This is a genomic window from Winogradskya consettensis, from assembly GCF_018332715.1.
Taxonomy (GTDB): domain Bacteria; phylum Actinomycetota; class Actinomycetes; order Mycobacteriales; family Micromonosporaceae; genus Actinoplanes; species Actinoplanes consettensis.
Map to the genome: position 1 here is coordinate 54,367 of NZ_BOQP01000045.1, position 21,129 is coordinate 75,495.

At 69.2% G+C, this 21,129-nt stretch carries 21 protein-coding genes and 3 pseudogenes; 12 read left to right on the forward strand and 12 right to left on the reverse strand.

What is annotated here, in order from left to right:
* Positions 1-2 precede the first annotated feature (2 nt).
* Positions 3-314, forward strand: coding sequence for a cold-shock protein (locus tag Aco04nite_RS36825; protein WP_213001861.1), 312 nt, complete (start codon positions 3-5; stop codon positions 312-314).
* Between the two features lies 1 nt (position 315).
* Here Aco04nite_RS36825 and Aco04nite_RS36830 read toward each other — a convergent pair whose 3' ends face one another.
* Positions 316-1,179 (reverse strand): SDR family NAD(P)-dependent oxidoreductase, encoded by an 864-nt coding sequence (locus Aco04nite_RS36830; protein ID WP_244876568.1) that lies wholly within the window; start codon positions 1,177-1,179, stop codon positions 316-318.
* 148 nt (positions 1,180-1,327) lie between these two features.
* On the opposite strand from Aco04nite_RS36830, the gene Aco04nite_RS36835 reads away from it, so the two are divergent.
* Positions 1,328-2,173 (forward strand): helix-turn-helix transcriptional regulator, encoded by an 846-nt coding sequence (locus Aco04nite_RS36835; protein ID WP_213001862.1) that lies wholly within the window; start codon positions 1,328-1,330, stop codon positions 2,171-2,173.
* A gap of 82 nt (positions 2,174-2,255) precedes the next feature.
* Here the strand turns inward: Aco04nite_RS36835 and Aco04nite_RS36840 are convergent.
* Positions 2,256-2,576: pseudogene (locus tag Aco04nite_RS36840) on the reverse strand (MarR family winged helix-turn-helix transcriptional regulator); the annotation flags it as partial.
* Between the two features lie 62 nt (positions 2,577-2,638).
* On the opposite strand from Aco04nite_RS36840, the gene Aco04nite_RS36845 reads away from it, so the two are divergent.
* The 3 genes and pseudogenes from Aco04nite_RS36845 to Aco04nite_RS36855 all read left to right on the forward strand — a co-directional run bounded on the left by Aco04nite_RS36845 (position 2,639) and on the right by Aco04nite_RS36855 (position 3,855).
* Positions 2,639-2,950, forward strand: a complete 312-nt coding sequence (locus Aco04nite_RS36845; protein ID WP_213001863.1) for a helix-turn-helix domain-containing protein — start codon at positions 2,639-2,641, stop codon at positions 2,948-2,950.
* Between the two features lie 40 nt (positions 2,951-2,990).
* Positions 2,991-3,722: a DUF7873 family protein gene (locus Aco04nite_RS36850; RefSeq protein WP_203841249.1), complete on the forward strand. Its 732-nt coding sequence runs from the start codon at positions 2,991-2,993 to the stop codon at positions 3,720-3,722.
* 38 nt (positions 3,723-3,760) lie between these two features.
* Positions 3,761-3,855, forward strand: a pseudogene (locus tag Aco04nite_RS36855).
* A gap of 267 nt (positions 3,856-4,122) precedes the next feature.
* Here the strand turns inward: Aco04nite_RS36855 and Aco04nite_RS36860 are convergent.
* Complete coding sequence (locus tag Aco04nite_RS36860; protein WP_213001864.1) at positions 4,123-4,599, reverse strand: hypothetical protein; 477 nt, start codon at positions 4,597-4,599, stop codon at positions 4,123-4,125.
* A 71-nt stretch (positions 4,600-4,670) separates the two neighbouring features.
* On the opposite strand from Aco04nite_RS36860, the gene Aco04nite_RS36865 reads away from it, so the two are divergent.
* Complete coding sequence (locus Aco04nite_RS36865) at positions 4,671-5,414, forward strand: DUF4253 domain-containing protein (RefSeq protein ID WP_213001865.1); 744 nt, start codon at positions 4,671-4,673, stop codon at positions 5,412-5,414.
* Positions 5,415-5,432: 18 nt separating this feature from the next.
* Here the strand turns inward: Aco04nite_RS36865 and Aco04nite_RS36870 are convergent, their stop codons facing one another.
* Positions 5,433-6,191 (reverse strand): AraC family transcriptional regulator, encoded by a 759-nt coding sequence (locus Aco04nite_RS36870; RefSeq protein ID WP_213001866.1) that lies wholly within the window; start codon positions 6,189-6,191, stop codon positions 5,433-5,435.
* Positions 6,192-6,246: 55 nt separating this feature from the next.
* Between Aco04nite_RS36870 and Aco04nite_RS36875 the strand changes: the two genes are divergently transcribed.
* A complete protein-coding gene (locus tag Aco04nite_RS36875) occupies positions 6,247-7,230 on the forward strand; it encodes a zinc-binding dehydrogenase (protein ID WP_213001867.1) in 984 nt (327 codons plus the stop codon).
* A gap of 12 nt (positions 7,231-7,242) precedes the next feature.
* On the opposite strand, the gene Aco04nite_RS36880 is transcribed toward Aco04nite_RS36875, so the two are convergent.
* Positions 7,243-8,193 (reverse strand): helix-turn-helix transcriptional regulator, encoded by a 951-nt coding sequence (locus Aco04nite_RS36880; protein ID WP_244876569.1) that lies wholly within the window; start codon positions 8,191-8,193, stop codon positions 7,243-7,245.
* Between the two features lie 63 nt (positions 8,194-8,256).
* On the opposite strand from Aco04nite_RS36880, the gene Aco04nite_RS36885 reads away from it, so the two are divergent.
* Entirely contained in the window at positions 8,257-9,192 is a 936-nt protein-coding gene (locus Aco04nite_RS36885; protein ID WP_244876570.1) for an alpha/beta fold hydrolase, read from the forward strand.
* Here Aco04nite_RS36885 and Aco04nite_RS36890 read toward each other — a convergent pair.
* A complete protein-coding gene (locus Aco04nite_RS36890; RefSeq protein ID WP_213001870.1) occupies positions 9,189-9,839 on the reverse strand; it encodes a TetR/AcrR family transcriptional regulator in 651 nt (216 codons plus the stop codon). The genes Aco04nite_RS36885 and Aco04nite_RS36890 overlap by 4 nt on opposite strands.
* Before the next feature lie 69 nt (positions 9,840-9,908).
* Here Aco04nite_RS36890 and Aco04nite_RS36895 point away from each other — a divergent pair, with 69 nt between their 5' ends.
* Together Aco04nite_RS36895 and Aco04nite_RS36900 are read left to right on the forward strand one after the other, a co-directional pair.
* The gene (locus Aco04nite_RS36895; RefSeq protein ID WP_213001871.1) at positions 9,909-11,342 is read left to right on the forward strand and encodes an MDR family MFS transporter; all 1,434 of its coding nucleotides are present in this window, start codon (positions 9,909-9,911) and stop codon (positions 11,340-11,342) included.
* The gene (locus Aco04nite_RS36900; protein WP_213001872.1) at positions 11,339-12,055 is read left to right on the forward strand and encodes a siderophore-interacting protein; all 717 of its coding nucleotides are present in this window, start codon (positions 11,339-11,341) and stop codon (positions 12,053-12,055) included. The genes Aco04nite_RS36895 and Aco04nite_RS36900 overlap by 4 nt, the downstream gene beginning before the upstream one ends.
* A gap of 49 nt (positions 12,056-12,104) precedes the next feature.
* Here Aco04nite_RS36900 and Aco04nite_RS36905 read toward each other — a convergent pair whose 3' ends face one another.
* From Aco04nite_RS36905 to aceA, 3 genes are all read right to left on the reverse strand, one after another.
* On the reverse strand, positions 12,105-13,580 hold the full coding sequence (locus tag Aco04nite_RS36905) for a mannitol dehydrogenase family protein (protein ID WP_213001873.1): 1,476 nt from the start codon (positions 13,578-13,580) through the stop codon (positions 12,105-12,107).
* Positions 13,581-13,760: 180 nt separating this feature from the next.
* Positions 13,761-15,362: a malate synthase A gene (gene aceB, locus Aco04nite_RS36910; RefSeq protein ID WP_213001874.1), complete on the reverse strand. Its 1,602-nt coding sequence runs from the start codon at positions 15,360-15,362 to the stop codon at positions 13,761-13,763.
* Positions 15,362-16,702 carry an isocitrate lyase gene (gene aceA / locus Aco04nite_RS36915; protein WP_244876571.1) on the reverse strand — a complete coding sequence of 447 codons (1,341 nt, stop codon included), beginning with the start codon at positions 16,700-16,702 and terminating at the stop codon, positions 15,362-15,364. The genes aceB and aceA overlap by 1 nt, the downstream gene beginning before the upstream one ends.
* Before the next feature lie 114 nt (positions 16,703-16,816).
* Between aceA and Aco04nite_RS36920 the strand changes: the two genes are divergently transcribed.
* Positions 16,817-18,259 (forward strand): helix-turn-helix transcriptional regulator, encoded by a 1,443-nt coding sequence (locus Aco04nite_RS36920; RefSeq protein WP_213001875.1) that lies wholly within the window; start codon positions 16,817-16,819, stop codon positions 18,257-18,259.
* A 46-nt stretch (positions 18,260-18,305) separates the two neighbouring features.
* On the opposite strand, the pseudogene Aco04nite_RS50105 reads toward Aco04nite_RS36920, so the two are convergent.
* Together Aco04nite_RS50105 and Aco04nite_RS36930 are read right to left on the reverse strand one after the other, a co-directional pair.
* Positions 18,306-18,746: pseudogene (locus Aco04nite_RS50105) on the reverse strand (TetR/AcrR family transcriptional regulator C-terminal domain-containing protein); the annotation flags it as partial.
* A 515-nt stretch (positions 18,747-19,261) separates the two neighbouring features.
* On the reverse strand, positions 19,262-19,489 hold the full coding sequence (locus Aco04nite_RS36930; RefSeq protein ID WP_213001877.1) for a DUF6959 family protein: 228 nt from the start codon (positions 19,487-19,489) through the stop codon (positions 19,262-19,264).
* A gap of 330 nt (positions 19,490-19,819) precedes the next feature.
* Here Aco04nite_RS36930 and Aco04nite_RS36935 point away from each other — a divergent pair, with 330 nt between their 5' ends.
* The gene (locus Aco04nite_RS36935) at positions 19,820-20,182 is read left to right on the forward strand and encodes a hypothetical protein (RefSeq protein WP_213001878.1); all 363 of its coding nucleotides are present in this window, start codon (positions 19,820-19,822) and stop codon (positions 20,180-20,182) included.
* A gap of 301 nt (positions 20,183-20,483) precedes the next feature.
* Here the strand turns inward: Aco04nite_RS36935 and Aco04nite_RS36940 are convergent.
* Positions 20,484-21,129, reverse strand: a 646-nt coding sequence (locus Aco04nite_RS36940; protein ID WP_213001879.1) for a transposase family protein, incomplete at its 5' end; no start/stop codon positions are given.

Consider the following 21,129-nt stretch of genomic DNA (forward strand, 5'->3'; position numbering starts at 1 on the left):
GGATGGTGAGCGTGGGGACGGTCCGCAGCTGGAACGCCGACGAAGGGTGGGGCGTGCTCGACGGCCCGGACGTTCCGGGCGGGTGCTGGGCGCACTTCTCCGCCGTCGCGGCGACGGGCCACCGCGAGCTCGGGACCGGCCGGACGGTGGTGTTCCGAGCCGAGGCGGCAAACCAGGACGGCTACCCCTTCCGAGCCGTCAAGATCTGGACCGGCGAAAACAAGCCGCCCGACCCGCAGGCCGGGGCGGGCAGCTCCGACGCCTGCAGCAGCACCCTGACCCTCACCTTCGACAAGCCGGAACGCCAACCCTGAGTCAGACGACGGCGTCCGCTCCGATGAGAGCCGCGGTCGCATGCCACAACCGTTCCGCGGTGGCCGCGTCCTGGCCGGCCCGGCTGGGCTTACGGATCAGCGGATATCCGGTGAAGCTGAACAGGCCGTCCGGGCCGACGTACGCATTGCCGGGGACGTCCTGCGTCGCCGCGTACATCAGGGGCAGCGCCCCGTGCTCGACGTCCTGGACCAGGAACGGCAACCGGTTGATGAGGCCCAGCGGGGAGTGGTTGACCAGCCCGGTCCGCGCGACACCCGGGTGCGCGACGATCGAGCGGACCGGGCTGCCCGAAGCGGTCAGGCGGCGCTGGAGTTCCAGCGAGAACAGGACGACGGCGAGCTTGGACGCCTCGTAGACCGCCAGCCCGTTGTACTTGCGGGTGCGCCAGTCGAGGTCGTCGAGGTCGAGTTTGCCGAAGCGGTGCAGCTGGCTGGACACCGTGACGACCCGGTCGGTCAGGCGGGGCAGCAGCAGGGCGGTCAGCAGGAACGGCCCGAAGTAGTTCGTCGCGGTCTGCACGTCCAGGCCCTGGGCGGTGCGCGCCGCCGGGATGTCCATCACGCCGGCGTTGTTGATCAAGACATCCAGCTCATCGGGGTACGAGTGCGCGAACGCGCGTACCGAATCCAGGTCGGCGACATCGAGGTGCTGGAAGCTGAAGTCGCCCGGAAGGCCGGCCATCGCTCTGCGTGCCTTGCTGACGTCACGCACGGCCAGCACCACCCGGGCACCGGCGCGGCCGAGCTCACGGGCGGTCACCGCGCCGATGCCACCGCCGGCGCCGGTGATCAGCACCGTCGTACCGGTCAGATCCTGCAGGTCGTCCGCGGTCCAGGTGGCCATGCCAAGCTCCTCCGTCAGGTGGGTGTGCCTCCAGTGGAAACGTTGCGGACGCTCGGATGAAGGGCCGGCTCAACCGCTGAATGACAGGGCGTGGCTAACGGTGACCCGCCTGCCGGACGATGGGTGGGACAAGAGAGGGGCTGGTCCGATGGTGAACCGCGACGGCCTTGCTGCCTTCCTGCGCGGCCGCAGGCAGTCCCTGCAACCCGAGGACGTCGGGTTGCGCCGGGGCAGCCGGCGGCGTACGAGTGGCCTGCGCCGTGAGGAGGTCGCCGAGCTGTGCGACATGTCGGCCGACTACCTGGCCCGCCTGGAACGCGGCAGCGGATCCCAGCCGTCGCAGCAGATGACCGCGGCCATCGCCCGGGGCCTGCGCCTGACCCCCGACGAGCGTGACCACCTGTTCCTGCTGTGCGGGCACAGCCGGCAACCACGGCAGCTGCGCGACGCGCACATCAGCCCCGGCCTGCTGCGCGTCATGGACCGGCTCCAGGACACCCCCGCCGAGATCATCGGCCCGGTCGGCGAGACCCTGCAGCAGACCCCGCCGGCCGTGGCCCTGCTCGGCGACGAGACGCACCACACCGGCCCGGCACGCAGCGCCCTCTACCGCTGGTTCACCGACCCCGCCGCCCGCGACCGCTACCTGCCCGAGGACCACCACCAGCACAGCCGGGTGTACGCCGCGGTCCTGCGCGCCGTCGCCACCGCCCAGGGCCCCGGCTCGCCGGCCGCCTCCCTCGTCACCGCCCTGCGGACCGGCAGCGAGGAGTTCGCCGAGCTGTGGGACCGCCAGGAGGTGGGCCTGCGCTGGAGCAACGCCAAACGCTTCGTCCACCCCGAGGTCGGCCGCATCGACCTCTACTGCCAGACCCTCCTCGACCCCGACCAGGGCCAGTCCCTGCTCATCTTCACCGCCACCCCCGGCACCGACAGCCACGACAAACTCGCCCTCCTCACCGTCCTCGGCACCGACACCTTCACCCGCTCCTGACCCGGGCGAAGACCGATCGCCGGCCTGCCGCCGCCTGCCGCCGGCCGGGAAGCCGGGCGTCGCGGGTTCAAGGCTTGCGGGTTCAGGGCTTGCGGGGCCAGGCATCGACGAAGCGGTGGAGCAGTGTGGCCAAGGTGCGGGATTCGTCGGCGGCGAAGCCGGTCAGGGCGGCTGCGACGGCCCGGCGGCGGTTCTCGTTGATCGCGGCGACGAGCTCCCGGCCCTGCGTGGTGAGGCCGACGAGCGCGTACCGCGAGTCCTCCGGCGCGGCCCCGCGAGTGACCAGACCCTCCGCCAGCAGTTCGGTGGTCAGCCTGCCGGCGCGCGGGCGGTCCACCCCGATGGCGTCGGCGATCCGGGAGATCGGCAGACCCGCGGGGGAGTCGTCGAGCGCGTCGAGGAACCGGAACCGGGCGGCGTCCGGGTTGCCGTGGCCCGCCCGCGCGGACCCTCGGCCGTCGCGACGTGACGCGCAGGCAGTGGCAACTGCTGTCCATACTGGCCGGTGGGCAGGCGACGCTCGCGGCTGCGAACGAGGCCCTCGCGCCGTTCGGGGAGGACGTCCTGCCGCACCTCGATCCGCTTGTCACGCGGGGGATCGCGGGCCGCGCCGGTGAGGTCTACGTGCTCACCGATGCCGGCCGGGAGCTGTTGTCGGTTGAGGTCCGTGAGATGCGCGAGCTGACCACGGCGGGGCTGTGCGACGGCGACTACGAGCATGCGATCGCTACGCTGCGGGCCATGATCCGGAACCTGGAAAACGGGTCGTCCGGGTGAGCCGGTGGCTGCTAGGTTGTCCGCGCTGAAAGGGGTCATCGTGCCGAGACTGAACCAGATCATCGCGGTGGAGAAAGGCGTCAAGAGCAAGGCGTTCGCCGAGCTGAGCGAGGCGCACCACGCCGTGCAGAAGACCGGCCCGCTCGCGGGCATCTCCCGGGCGTACCAGCCCAAGGACGAGGAGGGGGAGCAGCTCCCCGCCGAGTCGACGCGGGTGCAGATCAAGGCCGAGGACATCCTGCACGACATCGCGAGCACCTTGACCCGGCTCTTCGACGTCACGGCCACGAAGGACTGGACCAACTGCGTGGCCCGCGCCGACGTGGTCGTCGACGGGCGCACCATCGCCGCCCAGGTCCCGGTGACCTACCTGCTCTTCATGGAGAAGCAGCTCGTCGACCTGCACACGTTCGTGAAGAAGCTGCCGGTCCTCGACGCCGCGGAGTCCTGGGTGCGCGACGACTCGACCGACAGCTGGCGCACGGAGCCGGTGCGCACCAACCGCACCAAGAAGGTCCCGCGCAACCACGTCAAGGCCGAGGCCACCGACAAGCACCCGGCGCAGGTCGAGGTGTTCTACGAGGACATCACCGTCGGCTACTGGACCACGGTGAAGTTCTCCGGCGCGCTGCCGGCCAAGCGGGTCAACGAGATCCTCGACCGCGTCGTCGCGCTGCAGACCGCGGTGAAGTTCGCTCGCGAGGAGGCCAACGGCACCGAGACCACCGACCAGCGGGTCGGCGCGGCCGTCTTCGGCTATCTCTTCGGGTGAGAAACGAGGGTAGCCGTCACAGATTCCCCCGTGGGAGCGCGGGGGCGCGCCGTTCGCGGCGCAAAGCTGACAGCTGAGGCTGAAACTGACCGAGCCGGTCCCAGTGCGGGTTCGATCCCCGCCCCCCGCACCACCACGCGGGGGTAGCCCAATTGGCAGAGGCAGCCGGTGTAAAACTCAGATTCTCGCTCCAACGTCAGCATTTTCCACCGATCACCAGGTCGACCGGGCCCGGACGATGACAGCGAATGCCGGTTCAAGTCCGGTCCGCCGCGCTTCGAGCGGCGGTAGTTTAATGGCAAAACTCGCGGTCCTGACGAATGATCCAGGCCCTTAAATGTGCTGGTGTGTGCAATTCGGTGGCAAACCGAGGCCCGGGGATTGGCCATATCCCCGGGCTTCACCAAAGCTTGACCAACTCGTCGGTGACCACGTCAGGCGTGGTTGACCGGAACAGGTCGGCGGGTGGCAGGCCCGGCAGGTAGGCGACGTTGACCGACCACTTCTCGTAGCGCCACTCGCTGGTGCCGAAGTCCTCCCAGTAGCGGAAGTTGACCCGCCAGCGACCCCACTGCCCCCGCTCCAGGCGCAGTTTCACCTTGTCCGGGCGGCGGGGAAAGACGGAGAAGCACTGGCACCAGACGTCGGTGATTCCGCTGACGGCGAGGTGGCCGTCGACGACCTCTGCGCGTACGCACGCAGCAGGGTTGAGGGTTTGACGTGTCGAGAAGTTGTCGTCCTCGCGGGCGGTGATCTCGTGGACGGGAACGCCGGGAGGCAGGTCGAAGGACTCGGGCACGGCATTGCGCGGCACGGCTCCGGGTGCGCCCCGGGAGCGTTTCGTCCATACCGTCAGCACGCGCTGGACCACGATCACCGGATCACGATCACCGATCGTGGCCGAACCCGTCAACCGGGTTGTGCGCCGGGGGTGCCTACACTCTCCGGGTGACTGATCTTGCTGCCGCGCTGGCGGAACTGGATGTGGAGTTGCCGCCCGGGCGTCTGGTGCACGGGGACGAGGGTGACGCCGAGCAGCCCGCGCTGTGGGTGAGTGACGGACCGGCTCCCGCCGGGTTGTGGGCGTCGCTGCGTGGGTCCGGGTTGTGGCCGTTGCTGCTTGATCATCTGCGCGATGAGCCGCGACGGCCGTGGGACGACGGCGAGCTGGAGCCGGAGGACCCGGGTGTTCTCGACGCGGAGACCGTGCTCAGTGCCTGGTGGGCCGGGCACGCCGGGGATGGTGTCGCGGTGGCACCGTACGAGCAGTGGCCGGGCCTGGCCGCGCCGATCAAGCCGCGCCGTGATCCGGACAGCCACGCGGACCAGTGGGCGGGTGAGCTGCTGGCGAGCGATCGCAAGATGCGGCTCGGGCTGGTCGCCGCGGGGCGTGGTGCCGACGCGATCTCGGTCGCCGGGTGGCAGGGCGCGATCAACTACACCGGGCCGGCGGCGCTGACGGCGGTGGTGCGGTCGTGGGAGGAACGTTTCGGCGTACGCGTGATCGGGCTGGGATTTGCCGAACTCTATCTGAGCGTTTCGGCTCCGCCTGGCGATCAGGAAACGGCCTTGCGGGTGGCGGCTGAGCATTTCGCCTTCTGCCCGGACGGGGTCTGGCAGGGCACCGAAACCCTGGAGAAGTACGCCACTCAGCTCATCAACGCACCGTTCTGGTCCTTCTGGTGGGACTGACACCCCGGCGGGAGCTCGTCAGGGCCTGCTGAGGGCTCGCCGATGGCGGCCGGGGGTGGTACCCACGATCGCGGTGAAGGCGGCGATGAAGCCGCTCGGGTTGGCCCATCCGCACGCATGGGCGACGCGGGTCGTGTCGTGGCCCTCGGCGAGCAGGACGAGCGCGTGACAGATGCGCAGCTGGGTGCGCCACTCGTAGAACGTCATACCGAGTTCGTCGTGGAAGAGGCGGCTGAGCGTGCGGGCGCCGGCTCCGACGTCCCGGCCGAGCGCGGCCAGCGGGCTGGTGTCCGCGGGGTTGCTGTCCAGGATGCGAGCGATTGCCCGCAACCGGTCGTCGCGTGGCTCGGGTAGGTGGGTGGGCTGTTCGTGCGCCTCGCGGAGCTCGTCGACCAGGACCCGGTGCAGGCGGGCGCGAGCACCGGTGGTGAGGTGCCGGGTGCCGGTGAGGGTCAGCAGGACCTCGCGGGCGAGGCCGGAGGCCAGGAACACCGCCGGATGAGCGGGCTCGAGCTGGGCGAGCGAAGGTGGCAGGAAGACGATCCGCATGTCGGTGTCGCCGTGCGCGCGGTGGTGGTGTGTGGACCGGGCCGGGATCCAGGCGATCCGGTTGGCGGGAACGATCCAGGTGCCGCGTTCGGTGTGCACTGAGAGGACGCCGCCGGCCGCGTACACCAGATGTCCGCGTGGGTGGGAGTGCGCCGGGCTGGTCGCACCGGACGACCAGAGGTGCATGCCGCCGGACGGCCAGATCCGGGATTGGCGGGCCACGGGCATACCTTGGCATTCTAACGGTGGGCGGCCGTAGGGCTGCGTGACGACAGTTCAGGGCATGACAACGACGATGCGAGCGGCGGTTTGCGTACGGGCGGGTGGCCCCGAGGTTCTGGAGATTCGTGACGTTCCGGTGCCGGCGGTACGGGACGGCTGGAGCCTGGTGCGGGTGATGGGCGCGGGCCTCAATCGTTCGGAGTTGCGTACCCGTCAAGGGCATTCGCCGGGCGTGCGCTTCCCGCGGGTGCTGGGGATCGAATGCGTGGGCGTCGTGGTGGCCTCGACGGATCCCGCACTGCCGGAGGGCACGACCGTCGCGGCGGTGATGGGCGAGATGGGGCGGGAGTTCGACGGCGGTTATGCCGAGTACGTGCTGCTTCCCGACGCGCTGCTCATGCCGGTGACCACCACGCTTGCCTGGGAGGTGCTGGCGGCGCTGCCGGAGACGTACCTGACCGCGCAGGGCGCCTTCGACGCGCTGGGGATCCGCCCGGGTGAGACGTTGCTGATCCGCGGCGGTACCTCGTCCGTCGGCCTGGCCGCCGCGTCGATCGCGCACGGCCACGGCGTGGAGATCGCGGCCACGACCCGCCGGCCCGAGAAGGCCGGGGCGCTGAGAGCGGCCGGCGTCGACCACGTCCTCCTTGATGACGGCGGGTCGCCGATCACCCCGTGGCCCGCCGGGCCGAGCCACGTGCTCGATCTCGTCGGGGCGAGCACGGTCGTCGACTCGCTGCGGCTGGTCCGCCGGGGTGGGACCGTCTGCGTGGCGGGCTCCCTCGGCGGATGGCTGATCCGGGACTTCGAGCCGATCGCGATGATCCCCTCCGGAACCCGGCTCACGGCCTTCCACAGCAACGACGCCAAGGGCAGCGCGGGTGCGGCGGTGCTCGAGCGGGTCGTCCGCGAGGTCGAGACCGGGGTCTACCAACCTCACGTCGACAGGGTCTTCGGCCTGGACGACATCGCCGCGGCCCACCAGTACATGGAGGACAACCGGGCCGCCGGCAAGGTCGTCATGCTGCCTCGGGGCACGTCCTGAGCCACACCACTGTCAGGGCCCGTAACGCTCGACCAGTGCGGTGCCGATCGCGGTCAGGTGGTCCCGCACACCCGCGGGGCCGGTGACCTCGAGCCATGCGACAAGTCCGGCGAGCTCGTGGGCGAGGGCGTACTCGCTGTGGCCGCGGATCACGACCTCGATGCGGCCGTCGGTCGTGGAGCCGCCCACCTCGAGCCGATCGCCGAGGATCATCCGGAGCGTGGCCAGCCCCTCGGGCGCGCACACCGCCTGCATCTCGAGAGGCGTCCGCCTGCGGTCGATCTCGTCGGCGATCTCGCGCCAGGTCAGGGCGAGATCGAAGTCCCCGGGCCGGTCCACGGGATCACCGGTCGGATCGGCGGACGTCACGCGGTCGATGCGGAAGGTCCGCCGGCCGGCCCCGGTGCCGGCGACGAGGTACCACGACGGACCCTTGGCGACGATGCCGAGCGGGTGGACGGTTCTCGCGGTCTCGGCGCCTGAGCTGTCGACGTAGCCGAGCCGCACCTGGACGCCGTGGATCACCGCGTCCTGGAGTTCGTCGAGGAAGCGCGGCTGCCGGGGCTCGACCCGGCTCGACCCCCATCGTGGTGGGTCCAGGACGAACGACGACGCTGCCGCCTCGGCGGATACCCGGAAGGGCTCCGGCAGGGCACGGACGAGTTTGCGCAGCGCCGCTTTCACGGCCGGCGTCGCCGCCGAGGCCGGGCCGGCGACCAGGAACAGGGCGCGGGCCTCGTTCGCGGTCAGCCCGGACAGGTCGGTGCGGGCGCCGCCCAGCAGCCGCCAGCCGCCGCCCCGGCCCTGCGTGGAGTACACCGGCACGCCGGCCATGGCCAGGGCGTCGAGGTCGCGGCGGGCGGTGCGCTCGGAGATCTCGAACTCCCGGGCGACCTCGGCGGCTGTCACCTGCCCGCGTTGCTGGAGCAGGAAGAGGATGGCCATCAGGCGGTCGGCTCGCACGCCGGCAATACTTCCCCGTAAACCGGTCACGGGATGACCGGTTCCGGTCGGCACGATGGCGCCATGACCGATTTTCCCGAGCCCACCATCGTTCACGTCAACGGCGTCGAACTCGAAGTCTTCGAAGCGGGCCGGCACCATGGGGGAAGGCCCATCGTGCTGTGTCACGGCTGGCCGGAGCACGCCTATTCCTGGCGCCATCAGATGCCTGCCCTCGCCGCGGCGGGCTACCACGTCATCGCCCCGAACCAGCGGGGGTACGGCAACTCGTCCCGGCCGGTCGACGTGACCGACTACGACATCGCTCACCTGTCGGGTGACCTCGTCGCACTCCTCGATCACTTCGGCTACGAGGACGCCACCTTCGTCGGTCACGACTGGGGTGCCATGGTCGTCTGGGGGCTGACCCTGCTGCATCCCGATCGGGTGCGCAAAGTGATCAACCTGAGCCTGCCCTACCAGGAGCGCGGGGAGCGGCCCTGGATCGAGGTCATGGAGGAGATGCTGGGCGATGACTTCTACTTCGTCCACTTCAATCGGCAGCCGGGGGTCGCCGACGCCGTCCTGGACGCGAACACGTCCCGGTTCCTGCGCAACCTGTACCGCAAGAACGAACCGCCACAGCCGCCGGAGCCGGGAATGATGATGATGAACCTTGCCACAGCGGAGAAGCCGCAGGGCGAGCCCGTGCTGAGCGACGGTGAGCTCGCTGTTCTCGTGGAGGCCTTCGAGGCGTCAGGATTCACGGGTGGCATCAACTGGTACCGCAACCTCGACCGCAACTGGCGGCTGCTGGCGGCCGTGGACCCGATCATCCGGAAACCCGCGCTGATGATCTACGGCGACCGGGACATGATCCCGAGATCGGCAAGCCTGACGACGTTCGTGCCCGATGTGGACGTGGTCGTCCTGGACTGCGGTCACTGGATCCAGCAGGAAATGCCGGAGGAAACCAGCCACACGATCCTCATGTGGCTGGACCGGCAGGACGCCGGCTAGGGCTTCGGATTGGATTGCCGGGCGCCGAATGCCCGGACGAACGTGCGGACGCCGCCGGCGACGACGCGGCGGAGCCGGTCCGGGTCGACGTTGCGGGGGTCGGGCTGATCGTCGTTGGCGAGCAGGAGCGTGAGCGCGCCGAAGTGGAACGCCGCGGTCCGGCTGTCGTCGAGGTCGAGCAGGCCGGCGTCGGCGAAGCCGGCCAGGCGCGCGGCGAGGATCTGCACGACCGGTTCGGTGGCGACGTCGTCGGCGGGTTCGGGGGTCTGCCAGCGGCGCTGGTTAACGAGGGTCAGGACGCCGCCGTAGCCCTCCGAGCCCGTCATCATCGTCGCCAGGTCGCCCGCGAACCGGGTCAGTGCCTCCTCCAGCTGCGGCAGGGTCCGGATCCTCGCCGGGTCGAGGTGCTGGTCCAGCGTCTTCTCCACCGCCGCGGTCAGGGACTCGGAGACGTCGGCCAGGATCGCCAGGAACAGCAGCTGCTTGCTGCCGAAGTGGCTGTACAGCGTCGCTTTGGAGACCTGGGCGCCGATGGCGACGGCGTCCATGCTGACGTGGTCCACGCCGTCGCGGACGAAGAGCTCCCGCGCCGCGTCGAGGATCGCCGTGCGCTTGCCGGCGGACCGGCGCCGGGGGGCAGGGGGCATGAGTCGGATCCTACCGGAACTGAACCGTCCAGTCTTGTTATCGGGAACTGAACGGTTTAGTTTAGTTTCATGACCTCCCCCCTTCCGGACCGGCGGCTGACCATGCTCAGCGTCGTGCTCGCCCTCGGCGCCCTCGTCACGCTTCTCGACACCACGATCGTCAACGTCGCTCTTCACCGGCTGCAGGTCGAGTTCGGCTCCTCGGTCGCCGACACTCAGTGGGTCTCCACCGGCTACCTGCTCGCGTTCGTGGCGGTCATCCCGCTCAGCGGCTGGCTGTCGGAGCGCATCGGTGCCCGCAACGCGTGGCTGCTCGCCATCGCCGTGTTCCTGATCGGCTCGGCGCTGTGCGGCGTCGCCGGCACCCTGCCGGAGCTCATCGGCTTCCGCGTGGTGCAGGGGCTCGGCGGCGGCATGGTGGTGCCCATCACGATGGGGATCATGACGCAGGCGGCCGGTCCGGAGCGCGTCGAGCGTGCCATGCTGGCGATCGCGCTGCCGGCGGCGCTCGGCCCGATCCTGGGCTCCGTGCTCGGCGGCGTGATCGTCGAGTCCTGGGACTGGCACTGGGTGTTCCTCGTCAACGTGCCGGTGTGCGTCGTCGCGCTCGCCGTGGGCTACCTCGTTCTCCCACGCGTCCCCGGCCAGCGGGAGCAGCGCTTCGACGTGCTGGGCTTCGCCCTGCTGACGCCCGGCGTCGTCGCGATCGCGTTCGGGGTCAGCAGGTCCTCCGGCGACGGTGGCTTCGCCGCGGCGTCGGCGTGGGGCCCCCTCGTCGCGGGTGGTGTCCTGCTCGCCCTGTTCACCCTGCACGCGTTGCGGACAACCGGGAAACCGTTGATCGATGTACGGGTCTTCGCCCGCAGAAGCTTCGGCGTCGGCAGCCTCATCACGTTCATGAGCGGCTTCTCGCTGTACGCGCTCACCCTCGTCCTGCCCCTGTACTACCAGGTTGTCCGGGGCGAGTCGGTCCTCGCGACGGGACTCCTGCTGATTCCCCAGTCCGTGGGGACGATGCTCTACTTCGGCCTCATCCGGAAGTTCACCGCCCACCTCGACGGCCGCGTCGTCGTCGGCGGCGGGGTGGTCCTGATGATGATCGGTGTTCTCCCATTCGCGCTCTCCGGCGCGGGCGGCCAGTCGCTCCTGCTGATCGCCGGGCAGTTCGTCCTCGGCATCGGCTTCGGGGCCAGCACGTTCCCGGTGCTCTCCCTGGCGCTCGCCGGCCTGTCGCACGAGGAGGCACCGCGGGGGAGTGCCGCCTTCAGCGTCGTGCAGCGCGTCGGCTCGCCGCTGGGGGTCGCCGTGCTCGCCACGATCCTGCAGAGCAGGCTCAACGGCGCGACCACACCGGAGAACGCGTTCACCACGACGTTCTGGTGGGCGCTCGCGTTCAGCGCGATCCCGCTGCTCGTGGTCCCGTTCCTCCCCGGCCGAAGCGCCGCGAGCACCGGGGAGAGCAGCCCGGCGGCCTCCCTCCGCAGCCTCGAGGACCACTCGTGAAACGTCGCCTGCTCGATCCCATCCTGCTGCCCGCGCGCGTCCACGCCGTGGAGAGGCCGGCGCCACGACTACGCCTGATCACCCTGACCGGACCGGCCCTGACCGGCATCACCTGGCAGCCCGGCCAGCACGTCCGCGTGCAGGTAGCCGCCGGACCCGGCGCCCTCGACTGGCTGCTGGGCACGCTGCGCACGTACACCGTCTGGAATTACCACGACCAGACCATGGACCTGATGGTCTACGACCACGGCGACGGACCGGGAGCCGCATGGGCCCGCACCACGAGGCCCGGCGACGAGCTGATGCTCCTCAAGCCGCAGGGCACGTTCGTCACCGCACCGGCCGCCTACCACCTGTTCGCCGGGGAGGAAACCGCGCAGGCCGCGTTCGGCCCGATGCTGCGTACGGTGCCGGCCGGTGCCAGGGTTTTCGCGCGCCTGGAGGTGGACAGCCCGGAGGAGCGCCTTGATCTGGGATCCGGCGGGGACGTCGAGTGGACCTACCGCCAAGGGCGATCCGCTGCTTCCGCGGAGGCCCTCGTCGATGCTGTCCGCGGCTTGGATCTTCCCCCGGAACCCGGCATGGCCTATCTCGCGGGTGAGGCCAGGACGATTCAGCTGATCCGCCGTCACCTGGTGGAGGAACGTAGCTGGCCACGCCGGGCCGTACTCACCAAACCGTTCTGGACCCCCGGCCGGAAGGGGCTCGACTGAGGGGGTGCGCACGGACCCGCGGGGGGAGCGGGTCCGTGCGGCGGGGTGGTCAGACGGCGGTGGCGAGGTCTTCCAGGGTGGCGCGGGCGCCCTTGCTGTGCAGGGAGGCGAGGACCGATTGGTACGTGGAGACGAAGCGCTCGTTGTCCGCGAGGTCGCCGAAGAGTTCGCGGTTGGCGATGAAGGCGAGGGGGTCCTCGTCGTGGCGCTGGGCGATGGCGACGAGCTGGTCGCGGAGGCGGTCGACGACGTCGATGGGCCGGCCCTGCTCGTCGGTGGCTTCGGCGTAGCGGGCCCAGGAGGCGACCACGGCGGTGGAGCGCAGGATGTCGCCGCCGCTCTCGAGGTTGTGGCGGATGACCGGGACCAGCCACTTCGGGATGCGGTCGGAGCTCTCCGCGCAGAGGCGGGCGACGGTGTCGCGGACCTGGGCGTTGGAGAAGCGGTCGATCAGCTGGTGCTTGTACTCGCCGAGGTCGATGCCGGGGACCGGGGCGAGGGTCGGGGTGGCCTCGCGGTCCATGTAGGCGAGCAGGAAATCGGCGAACAGCGGGTCCTGGGCGACGTCGTGCACGAGGCGGTATCCGGACAGGTAGCCGAAGTAGCAGAGCGCCTGGTGGCTGGCGTTGAGCAGGCGCAGCTTCATCAGCTCGTACGGCTCGACGTCCTCGACGACCTGCACGCCGGCGTCCTCGAACGGCGGGCGCCCGAGCGGGAAGGCGTCCTCGAGGACCCACTGGGTGAACGGCTCGCAGACCACGGGCCAGGCGTCGTCGACCCCGAAGCGGGCGGCGATCTCGGTGCGGTCCTCGTCGGTCGTCACGGGGGTGATCCGGTCGACCATGCTGTTCGGGAACGCCACGTGCTCCTGCACGTAGGCACCCAGGGCGGGGTCGCGCAGGGTGGCGTACGCGACGAAGCTGCGTTTGGCCACGTGCCCGTTGCCCTGGATGTTGTCGCAGCTCATGATCGTGAAGGGCTGCTGTCCCCGCTCGCGCCGGCGGGCCAGGGCCTCGACGATCAGCCCGAAGTGGGTCCTGGGAGAAGAGCTGTGCAGGTCGTGCTGCACATCGGGGTTCTCGGCGATGAAGTCACCGGTCACCGCGTTGAAGTTGTAGCCGCCCTCGGTGACGGTCAGCGAGACGATCCTCACGTCGTCGGAGGCCATCTTCTCGATGACCGCCTCGGGGTCGTCCGGGGCGTAGAGATATTCCTTGATAGAGCCGATGACCTGCGGCGTCCAGGTGCCGTCGGGCGCCTTGACGACCAGCGTGTAGAGGCCGTCCTGCGCGGTGAGGGCGTCGCGCATCCGTGCGTCGGCGGGCATCACGCCGACGCCGCAGATGGCCCAGTCCAGTGCCTTGCCCTCGGCCATCAGCCGGTCGAGGTACATGGCTTCGTGGGCGCGGTGGAAGCCACCGACCCCGAAGTGCACGATCCCTGTCCGCAGACGATCTCGGTCGTACGCCGGGACGGGTAGATCGTCCGGCAACGAGGACAGATTCTGGGCATTGAGCGGCGACATCGGTGTGTCCTCCCCGCGGTGCTAGAGGGTGTATCCCGCCCCAGCATCGCACCTGGAACACGCCCTGCCCGCCTCGCCGCATCAAGATCTTTCTCACCGTCCGTCAACCCGGGCACGGCCGTGTGGAAAACGGTCACGGCCCGGCGGTGAACCACCGCCGGGCCGCATGATCGTGGCTGGTCAGGCCGGGATTGCCGGGGCCGGGACGGGCTTGTCCCCGGTCAGGTGACGCAGGTACGCGGGCAGGGTGAAAAACTCCGGGCATGTGCGCTCGGTGAGCAGAACCGTCAGCAGCGTGCGGGCCTGGCCGTACCGCCGCCCCGAATCCTCGTCGAGGGCGCCGGTCTCGGCGAGCACATCCAGCTCCTCGCGCAGCATCCGCACAACGAGACCGGCGGTGACCGGGACGCCGTAGTCGGTGGGCGTACCCCGGTGGATCCACTGCCAGAGCTGGGCGCGGCAGATCTCGGCCGTGGCGGCGTCCTCCATCAGTCCGCCGAGGGCGACCGCGCCACGCCCGCCGAGCCAGGCCGCCACGTAGCGCAGCGCCACGCTGACATTGGTGCGCAGCGCGACCTCGGAGACGGTGATCCCGAGGGACCGCACGTCGAGCAGCTCCTTCGCCGTGACCCGCACGTCGTCGCGGCGGCGCACGATCTGGTTCGGTTCGAAGCCGAGCCACTGGTCGAACACGTCGCGGCAGGTCTCGACGAGGGCCGGGTGCGCGACCCAGCTGCCGTCGAAGCCGTCGCCGACCTCGCGCCGCTTGTCCTGCCTGACCTGGTTGAGCGCCCGTTTCGCCGCGACCGGGTCGCGGCTGGGGACCACGGCCGCCATGCCGCCGATCGCATGGGCGCCGCGCTGGTGACAGGTCCGGACCAGCAGCTCCGTGTACGCCCGCATGAACGGCGCCGTCATCGTCAGCTCCGCCCGTTCGGGCAGCACCACGTCCGGCCGGTTCTTGATCATGCTGAACAGGTAGTCCCAGCGGCCCGCGTTCAGGCCCGCGGAGTGCTCGCGCAGCTCGTACAGGATCTCGTCCATCTCGAACGCCGCGGGGATCGTCTCGATGAGCACCGTCGCGCGGATCGTGCCGCGGGGGATGCCGAGGCGCTGCTGGGCGAAGACAAAGACGTCGTTCCACAGCCGGGCCTCGAGGTGGCTCTCGAGTTTCGGCAGGTAGAAGTACGGCCCGCTGTCGCGGTCGAGCTGCCGGCGCCCGCAGTGGAACAGGTACATGCCGAAGTCGAACAGCGACGCCGACACCGCCCGCCCGCCGATGCGCACGTGGCATTCGGGCAGGTGCCAGCCGCGGGGCCGCACCATGATCGTCGGGATGGTCTCGCCGACGCGGTACTCGCGGCCGTCCCGGGCGGTGAAGCCGAGCGTGCCGTCCAGCGCGTCGCGCAGGTTGCGGTGCCCGCCGACGATGTTGTCCCAGGTCGGCGCCGTGGCATCCTCGAAGTCCGCCATCCACACCTTCGCCCCGGAATTCAGCGCGTTGATGGTCATCTTGCGCTCCGGCGGCCCGGTGATCTCCACCCGCCGGTCCGCGAGATCCTCGGCCGGCGGCGCCACGGTCCAGGACGAATCCTTACGGATGCGTTCGGTCGAGGCCAGAAAATCCAGTTGATCAGTACGCGTGGTACGCCGCCGGCGCCGCCTTTCGAGCAGCTGCACCCGCCGCGCCCCGAACTCCCGGTCCAGGGCCACCACGAAGTCGATCGCCTCCGGGGTCAGGATCCCGTCGTACGGCGACGGCGCCACGGTCACGGCCTCCATCAGAACTGCTCCTGCTCGGTCGAGCCGGACAGCGCCGTCGTCGAGCTGTGCGGGTTGAGCGCCGTGGAGACAGCGTCGAAGTAGCCCGTACCCACCTCGGCCTGGTGCTTGGTGGCCGTGTAGCCGTCGGCCTCGGCGGCGAACTCCGCTTCCTGCAGCTTCACGTACGCGCTCATACCCTCGGCCGCGTACCCCTTGGCCAGCTCGAACATCGAGTGGTTCAGCGCGTGGAAACCTGCGAGGGTCACGAACTGGAACTTGTAGCCCATCGCCCCGAGCTCCTTCTGGAACCGCGCGATCGTCGCGTCGTCCAGGTTGCGCTTCCAGTTGAACGACGGCGAGCAGTTGTACGCCAGCATCTTGTCCGGGTGCTCCGCGTGCACCGCCTCGGCGAACGAGCGGGCGAACTCCAGGTCGGGCTTGCCGGTCTCGACCCACAGCAGGTCGGCGTACCCGGCGTACGCCACCCCGCGGGCGATCGCCGCCTCCGGTCCGCTGCGGACCCGGAAGAACCCTTCGGCCGTACGCTCACCGGTGAGGAACGGCTGGTCCCGCTCGTCGACGTCGGTGGTGAGCAGGTCGGCGGCCAGCGCGTCGGTCCGGGCGATGACCACGCTCGGGACACCGGCCACGTCCGCGGCCAGTCGCGCCGCGTTGAGCGTACGAACATGCTGGGCTGTCGGCACGAGGACCTTGCCACCCAGATGGCCGCACTTCTTCTCCGAGGCCAGCTGGTCCTCCCAGTGCACACCCGCGGCACCGGCGGCGATCATCGCCTTCATCAGCTCGAAAGCGTTCAGCGGCCCGCCGAAACCGGCCTCCGCGTCGGCCACGATCGGCGCGAACCAGTCCCGCTCGTGCCGCCCGGCCGCGGTGTCGATCTGGTCGGCGCGCAGCAGCGCGTTGTTGATCCGGCGCACCACCGCGGGCACCGAGTTGGCGGGGTAGAGGCTCTGGTCGGGGTACGTGTGCCCGGACAGGTTCGCGTCGGCGGCCACCTGCCAGCCGGACAGGTAGATCGCCTTGAGCCCGGCCCGCACCTGCTGCACGGCCTGCCCGCCGGTCAGCGCCCCGAGCGCGTTGATGTAGTCCTGCTCGTGCAGCAGCTCCCACAGCCTGCGCGCCCCGCGCTCGGCCAGCGTGTGCCGCTCCTGCAGACTCCCGCGCAGCCGGACGACGTCGTGCGCGGTGTAGTCGCGCTGCACGCCGAGCCACCGCGGATCGCCGGCCCACGCCCGGGCCAGATCAGAAGCGGTGCTGAGTTCTGGATTATTGGCCCTGGTTTCGGTCAACTCCGCTGTCTGATAGTCCAAGCTTGGGTAGCGGCTGAGCTCAGTCATGATCCCGCCTTCTTCTGTTTCGGTGGTGTCCTTCGACCTTCCCTGGGACGTTGGGGGCTGCTGAAGCCATTTGTGACCAGAAGAAACGTGAATCTTCTGCTAGCGTCAAAACGCATGACGGCTTCCGAGGTTGACTTGGTAACCCTCGGCCAGCGCTTGAGGCATCTACGCCGGTCGAAGAACATGACGCTCGATCAGCTCAGTGCGGTCGTGGGGCGGGCGCCGTCGCAGCTGTCGCTGATCGAGAACGGGAAGCGGGAGCCGAAACTGAGCGTGCTGCAGGCGATCGCGGGCGCTCTGGGCGTACCCATGCAGGATCTTCTGCGTCCGGAGGCGCCGAGCCGGCGCGCCGGGCTGGAGATCGAGCTGGCCCATTTTCAGCGTTCCGCGGCCTATTCCACGCTCGGCCTGCCCGCGGTTCGTGGCGGCAGGCGATTGCCGGCGGACGCTCTGGAATCGCTGATCGGCCTGCACCGGGAATTGGCCCGGCGGCTCACCGAACAGAGCGCGACACCCGAAGTCGCGCGCCGGGCGAATCAGCAGTTACGCGAACAGATGCGCGAACGCGACAACTACTTCGCGGACATCGAACAGGCAGCGGCGAAGGTCCTGCAATCGGTGAAGCACACCACCGGCCCGCTGTCGCAGCGCGGCATCCTCGACATCGCCGCGCAACTCGGCTTCACCCTGCACTACGTCCCCGACCTGCCCGGATCCACCCGCTCGGTGACCGACCTGCGAAACAGGCGCATCTACCTGCCCCAGATCGCCAGCGGCAAAGGCCACGACCCCCGCGCGGTGGTCCTGCAGACCCTGGGCCATTTCGTCCTCGGCCACGCCGACCCGTCAGATTACGGAGACTTCCTGCGCCAGCGCGTCGAGGCCAACTATTTCGCCGCCGCGCTGCTCATGCCGGAGAAATTCGCCGTCGACTTCCTGCGCGACGCCAAAGCCGACCGCGCCCTCGCCATCGACGACTTCCGCGACGCATTCGGCGTCTCCTACGAAACGGCGGCACATCGCTTCACCAACCTGGCGACCCACCATTTCGGCATCCCGGTCCACTTCGTCCGCGTCCACGAGAGCGGCACCGTCTACAAGGCCTACGAGAACGACAACGTCCGCTTCCCGACCGACGTCACGGGCGCCATCGAAGGCCAACTCGTCTGCCGCCAATGGGCCTCCCGCACGGTCTTTCACGCCGCCGACCCGTACTCGTCGTTCTACCAGTTCACCGACACCGCCGCCGGCACCTACTGGTGCACGGTCCACGTCGAATCCACCCGCTCCGGCGAATTCTCCGTCACCGTCGGCACCCCCTTCGAACACGCCCAATGGTTCCGCGGCGGCGACACCTCCCGCCGCACGGTCTCCCGCTGCCCGGACCCCTCCTGCTGCCGCCGCCCACCCGAAACCCTGGTCGACTCCTGGTCAGGCCAGGCCTGGCCCAGCGCCCGCGTCCACTCCCACCTCCTCGCCGCCCTCCCCGCCGGCACCTTCCCCGGCGTCGACGCCCAGGACGTCTACGAATTCCTGGAGCGCCGCTCCCACCCCTGACCCGGCGGAACAGGGGACGCCGTCGGCAGTGGCGTCCTCTGTGCAGTTACTGATTGCCAACCTGCGCTATTTGGAAGCCGACAGCCCCACGTTCGACGGCAGGCACACGCACCCGGGTGAAGCCAGGTTGCGGCCCTCTCCATCGCCTACGAGGAGTGGCGGAGTCGGCGTCCGGTTCTGCTGACGTACGGCCGCATCGCTCGTCCCCATGCGTCGGCGTCGAGGCCGGCCCTTTGCAGGGCCTGCTACTCGGCCACCTCGCGGGTGGTGAAGCCACGGACGAACGATTGCAGATCTCGTTGGCGACGAGCATTTCGTCGATGGTCAGCCCGCGGTCATCCATGACGGCCAAGCCGTATTCGTGCCACGCCAGCGAGTTCGGCCCGAAGTGGGGCCGGCCTGCGGCGATGCTGGTCATGCAGGGATGCCGCAGGATGGACCTGCGGATGCGGTGGTCCAGTCCGAACAAGGCGCTGCGCAAGTTACCGTTCGGTGCTGGAGGCGGCCCGTCCTCGCCGTCGACTCAGTCGACCATCAGGTCATACATTTCATCTTTGCTGCTGACGTCCCTCAGCGTGCTCTCCGTCCCGCCGTGGACCCCGATGGTGTGCTCGCCGAACTCCCGGCCGGCGCCTCCCAGAACCGTGGCCGGCAGACGCCGAGCAGCTCGCCAGTACGGTGCGCGAGGGGCTCGCGATACTCCTCAGCGCCGGGGTCGGTCAGCGTGCCGAAGGAGCCGAAGATCACCGCGCACGGCCCACACACGGACGCGCCGGAGACCCCCGTGGTTCGACGCACTGAGTCGACCTGTTCGCCGGCGTTGGCGGGCTCGCTTACGGCCGCCACCGTTCCACGTCGGCCGGATCAAGGTCAGCGCGTAAGACTGGCAGTGCGCCGGTCTCCAGCAGGCGACACTCCCATCACTACGGAAAGTGGCATCCGTCGGCCGAGCCGGCATCCGGATCTGCCGATGTGAGTGCGTTCAACTGGGCGGAGCCGACCTCAGGATGAGCCCTCTCGAACGTAGGGAAGATCGAGGTCGCGCTCGGCAAGGACGGTCTCGTAGAACTGAAGTACTTCAGTCATCTCGTTGACGGCGTAATCGAGGTCATCCAGCGCCTCGTCATCGCTTGGATCTCGACGCAGCCGACGTGCGACGTCGGCAACCTGCTGCTGCAGGTTGGCGAACGTGTCACCTTGGATGTGCACCCCCAGGGAATGCCCGGCCAACGAGATGAGTCACGGCGACGTTCCCGCCGATCGCTAGAACCTGTCCTTGCTGTTCGCTCACCCGGCGATGATCCCACCCCCGCCGCACCCGGCAAGCCAACCGAGTTGGTCTCCGATGCCAAGCCACACGCTCAACTGCCGATGACAACAATACGGCCAACGAACTCGTGGCGCGCTGAGCACCAGGATCGCCTACCTGGAGCCGCCCGCCACCACTTCATGGCTATCCGAATACTCGCTATCTGCCATTCGAATATGTGTGATCCCCCTCAACCCGACAACGGCACACCTGCCCTTCCGATCATGAAACACCCTGAGAACAATAAAGGCATGAAATACGCTCAGCTGGAGATCTTTACGACCGTTGAACTGGCGTGGATGCGTGACCCGACACGACGCCGGAACTACTCCGCGGCAACCGAAAAATTCCGGCGCGAGCACAAGGTGCGGCGAGCTTTCGGAAAAGCTCTCGGCCACACCACCCGCTTGCGGCGCGACTCCCCCGAAGCCCGGACACCGGACGGCAAGCTGATCTGGATCGAGGCCGCACGAGCACTGTTCCGTGAGGCGAACTCCCACCGGGCGCAGGCCGTCGCCGAATATGAGCGTGACCGCAGGCGTGCCGCCGGTGACCTGTTCGACTGGGGCCGGTTCACCAACCGCTGGCTGGTGAAGTACGCCGCCGCCTACTAACCCACAAACACCGAACTCTGCGTCACACCCCGGGGCTCGACACGACAATCAACGCGCGCCCTTGAAGTCACTAACCCAAAGTCCACGACCGGTGGCGAGTCCTGCGGGAACGGACGCGACATGGGCGACGTGGTGGCTCCCCGCGTACGAGCCGGACACAGGCAGGCAGGCATTCCTGCGTAACGAAGGAAATCCTGCGCGCTTTCTTCACGAAGCCCGCCCATGCCGCACTTCGCCTCGGCAATGGCAGCAACTCTGCCGCGATCGAGCAACAAACCGATCTTCGACCACTGACGTGATCTCAGCAAGATTCGTTGAGGTAGCGGTATTCGAAATGGGTGAGGTGCAGCGCTGCCGCGATGACGTCGCCGATTCTGCGGGGGCTGATGGTGGTGTGGCGCAACGTTTTCCAGCGTCCGGCCAGGATGGCGAAGCCGCGGTCGCCTTGCCAGCGCAGGCCGCGTAGTAGCCGGTTGACGCTGCGGTTGGCGAGGGCGAGGGGTTTGCCGTCGGCGGGTTGCTTGACCGGGGTTTTGATGCCGTGGCCTGCGCCTTCGTAGCCGGAGTCGGCCAGGGTGGGCAGGTCGAGTTCGGCGGCAGCCCAGTTCAATGCGGCGGTGATATGAAGGTTCCGGGCGCAGGTCAGGTCATGCAGATGCCCGGGCATGGCCTCGGCGGTCCGGATCGGTAGGCCGTTCGGGAGCATGATTGCTTGGATGTTCGCGCCGAAGTCGTGGTGCTTTCCCGAGTACCAAGCATCGATGCTGTCGCCTTTGACGCTGGACACGGTTTCGGTGACCCGGTCGCAGTCGAAGAGTTTGCCGTCCAGGATGACGAACGCCCAGCCGTCGGCGGCGGCCCGCCGCAACGCCTCGTGCAAGTCGGGCCGGCGGGCGGCCAGAACCGCGATGCCTTCGGCAAGGTACCGGTAAGCGGTCGCCCGAGAG

Excerpts from the sequence above, each read along its gene's own strand:
- Aco04nite_RS36825 (WP_213001861.1), top strand. The coding sequence starts at position 3 with ATGGTGAGCGTGGGGACGGTCCGCAGCTGGAACGCCGACGAAGGGTGG.
- Aco04nite_RS36830 (WP_244876568.1), bottom strand. The coding sequence starts at position 1,179 with ATGGCCACCTGGACCGCGGACGACCTGCAGGATCTGACCGGTACGACG.
- Aco04nite_RS36835 (WP_213001862.1), top strand. The coding sequence starts at position 1,328 with ATGGTGAACCGCGACGGCCTTGCTGCCTTCCTGCGCGGCCGCAGGCAG.
- Aco04nite_RS36870 (WP_213001866.1), bottom strand. The coding sequence starts at position 6,191 with ATGCCCGTGGCCCGCCAATCCCGGATCTGGCCGTCCGGCGGCATGCAC.
- Aco04nite_RS36875 (WP_213001867.1), top strand. The coding sequence starts at position 6,247 with ATGACAACGACGATGCGAGCGGCGGTTTGCGTACGGGCGGGTGGCCCC.
- Aco04nite_RS36885 (WP_244876570.1), top strand. The coding sequence starts at position 8,257 with ATGACCGATTTTCCCGAGCCCACCATCGTTCACGTCAACGGCGTCGAA.
- Aco04nite_RS36890 (WP_213001870.1), bottom strand. The coding sequence starts at position 9,839 with ATGCCCCCTGCCCCCCGGCGCCGGTCCGCCGGCAAGCGCACGGCGATC.
- Aco04nite_RS36895 (WP_213001871.1), top strand. The coding sequence starts at position 9,909 with ATGACCTCCCCCCTTCCGGACCGGCGGCTGACCATGCTCAGCGTCGTG.
- Aco04nite_RS36905 (WP_213001873.1), bottom strand. The coding sequence starts at position 13,580 with ATGTCGCCGCTCAATGCCCAGAATCTGTCCTCGTTGCCGGACGATCTA.
- aceB (WP_213001874.1), bottom strand. The coding sequence starts at position 15,362 with ATGGAGGCCGTGACCGTGGCGCCGTCGCCGTACGACGGGATCCTGACC.
- aceA (WP_244876571.1), bottom strand. The coding sequence starts at position 16,702 with ATGACTGAGCTCAGCCGCTACCCAAGCTTGGACTATCAGACAGCGGAG.
- Aco04nite_RS36920 (WP_213001875.1), top strand. The coding sequence starts at position 16,817 with ATGACGGCTTCCGAGGTTGACTTGGTAACCCTCGGCCAGCGCTTGAGG.
- Aco04nite_RS36935 (WP_213001878.1), top strand. The coding sequence starts at position 19,820 with ATGAAATACGCTCAGCTGGAGATCTTTACGACCGTTGAACTGGCGTGG.